Annotated in this window: 2 protein-coding genes and 1 pseudogene; all 3 read right to left on the reverse strand. The window is 73.2% G+C overall.

What is annotated here, in order from left to right; translation table 11 throughout:
• Positions 1–406 precede the first annotated feature (406 nt).
• Entirely contained in the window at positions 407–1,396 is a 990-nt protein-coding gene (locus AC1DY2_RS18380; protein ID WP_476763724.1) for an aldo/keto reductase, read from the reverse strand.
• An 82-nt stretch (positions 1,397–1,478) separates the two neighbouring features.
• On the reverse strand, positions 1,479–2,336 hold the full coding sequence (locus AC1DY2_RS18385; protein ID WP_476763725.1) for a PhzF family phenazine biosynthesis protein: 858 nt from the start codon (positions 2,334–2,336) through the stop codon (positions 1,479–1,481).
• A pseudogene (locus tag AC1DY2_RS18390) lies at positions 2,333–2,696 on the reverse strand (hypothetical protein); the annotation flags it as partial. The pseudogene AC1DY2_RS18390 and the gene AC1DY2_RS18385, both read right to left, overlap by 4 nt.

Consider the following 2,696-nt stretch of genomic DNA (forward strand, 5'->3'; position numbering starts at 1 on the left):
CGGCGGCATGGGCCGTCTGCGCCTGATGCACGACCCCCAGCGCGACGACCATGAGGCCGGCAGCGGCGAGTGCGGCGGTGCGTGCGGCCGGCGTTCGACCGCCCAGCGAGCGCAGCCGCCCCCGCGCCGCTCCCGTCCCTGACTGCTCCGAAGTGATGTCCCCCAGTGTGTTCACCCGGCATTCCTTCCATCGATGGGATCGGGGTGCCGATCCATCGCACGCCACATCGCGCCGAGGGAATGGGTTCGAAACCGCGCGCCGCAGCGCGAAGTCCCGCCGGCCGCGTCGTCGCGCCCGACTCGAGCTTCCGTCAGCCCCCCGCCGACACCCCACGTGTGCAGCGTATCGATTCCGTCGGCCGTTGTGGGAAATCGTTTCCTGCCCCGCGCCGGGCGGGGGCGCTGCCTACCAGCGGGCGTGCACCTGGGCGCGGATCTCGCGGTCGTACAGCTCGCGCACCGACTCGTCGAACCCGGTGGGCAGCTCGAGCGATCCGGCCGCGGCGTTCGCGCGCGCCTGCTCGGGGTTGCGCGCCCCGGGGATGACCGAGCTCACGCCGTCCTGCGCGGCGATCCACGCGAGGGCGACCTGGGCGGCCGAGGCATCCGGTGCCGCCGACCTCGCCAGCTCGGTGAACTCGCCGGCCGCGCGCACGCCGGTGGCGTAGTCGACGCCCGAGAAGGTCTCGCCGACGTCGAAGGACTCGCCGTGGCGGTTGAAGCTGCGGTGGTCGTTCGCGGCGAACTCCGTGTCGAGCGTGTAGCGGCCCGACAGCAGCCCGCTCGCGAGCGGCACGCGAGCGATGATGCCGACGCCGGCCTCCCGGGCGGCGGGCAGCACGTCGTCGAGGGGCTTCAGCCGGAACGCGTTGAGGATGATCTGCACGGATGCCACGTGGGGACGCGCGATCGCGGTGAGCGCCTCCTCGACCTTCTCGACGCTGACGCCGTAGTTCGCGATGGCGCCCTCCTCCACGAGCGTGTCGAGGGCGTCGAACACGCGGTCGTCGCCGTAGACCGAGGTGGGCGGGCAGTGCAGCTGCACGAGGTCGAGGGTGTCGACGCCGAGGTTGGCGCGTGAGCGATCGGTCCAGGCGCGGAAGTGCTCGAGGGAGTAGTTGTCGTGCTCCTGCGGCATCCGTCGGCCCATCTTCGTCGCGACGGTGACGCCCGAGTCGGGGTGCTCGCGCAGCCAGCGCCCGATGAGCGTCTCGCTGCGGCCGTCGCCATAGACGTCGGCCGTGTCGAAGAACGTGACGTCGGCCTCGCGGGCGGCGTCGAGCACGGCGAGCGCGTCGGCCTCGTCGACGTCGCCCCAGTCGGCGCCGAGCTGCCAGGTGCCGAGGCCGATCACCGAGACGGTGCGGGCGGTGCGTCCGAGGGTGCGGGTCTGCATGGGGAGTCCTCCGAGTTCGCGTGGCGGGTCGACGAGGGCGAGCGGATGCTCCGTGGCGCCGCGTTCGAGCCTAGCCCCGCCCTCAGCGCATCGGCACGGCGCGACCGCTCACGACGATGCCGCCGTGCTCGGGGATGTCCACCAGGAGCTCGCCGGGCCGCCCGACATGCCGCCCCTGCTCGATGCGCACGCGCTGCGGCGGGCGCACTGCTCCCAGCCCGCGCAGGTATCCGCCGACCGCCGCCGCCGCGGAGCCCGTGGCCGGGTCCTCGGTGATGCGACCGACGGGAAAGAGGTTGCGGGCCTCGAATCGCATGACCCCGTCGGCCGCGTCCATCGTGCGATGCAGCACGATGATGGTCGCCGGCCAGCCCTGCGCGTCCATGAAGGCCCGCACCGCACCCGGATCGAAGCGGAATCCGTCGAACGCCGCCGGCTCCGTGATGACGATGACCGGGTGCCAGTTGCCGGCGAACGCGAGCCGCGGCGGGTAGCGCTCGTCGAGCTGGGTGCGGTCGACGGCGATGAGCTCGAGCAGCGCGTCGAGCACGAACTCGGGGAAGTGCGCGAGGTCGGTGTCGACGCTCGTGAACGCCGCCCGCGGACCGGAGCCGTCGTCGCTCGTGTCGATGACGATCTCGCCGACGGGCGTGTCGAACGTCACCCGGCCGGGGCCCTCGTGCTCGGCGATGACCACGGCAGTCGCGATCGTGGCGTGCCCGCAGAACGGCACCTCGGCGATCGGCGAGAAGTACCGCAGCACGCGGGCGTCGCCGTGGCGCCCGGTGACGAACGCCGTCTCGGCGAAGTCGACCTCCGCGGCGATCCGCTGCATCTCGGCATCGTCGAGCGCGGAGGCATCGAGCACGATGCCCGCGGGGTTGCCGCCGTCGGGATCGTCGGTGAACGCCGCGTAGCGCAGCACCTCGACGCCGCTCATGACGCCCGCACCGGCGAGTACCTCGTCGCCGACCAGGGGCCGCCGACGGCGCTGACCTTCGTGTCGCGCCATCCCGCCGACCGCATCACCGCGCGCACCGCGGTGTCGCCGGGGGCCGTGCTCTCCCGGCCCTTGCCGTGCACGACCCACACGTGGGTGCCGATGCCGCACTCGCGGAACCACACCGGCAGCGCGTCGAGCTCGTCGTCACTGCGCACCACGACCACGACCACGTCGGACTCCCAGGGCGGCACCCGCGCCGCCCCGGCGAGYGCGTCGTCGAGCTCGGGCAGCGGCAGGTCGCCCCGCACCGCGACGGTCTCGCCCTTCGCCACGCCGAGCTTCTCGGCGAGCGTGGGC

The sequence above is a fragment of the Agromyces sp. P1_H4 genome, assembly GCF_056405255.1.

What these genes read in the sequence shown, in the direction of transcription:
- AC1DY2_RS18380 (WP_476763724.1), bottom strand. Translation starts at nt 1,396, where the DNA reads ATGCAGACCCGCACCCTCGGACGCACCGCCCGCACCGTCTCGGTGATC.
- AC1DY2_RS18385 (WP_476763725.1), bottom strand. Translation starts at nt 2,336, where the DNA reads ATGAGCGGCGTCGAGGTGCTGCGCTACGCGGCGTTCACCGACGATCCC.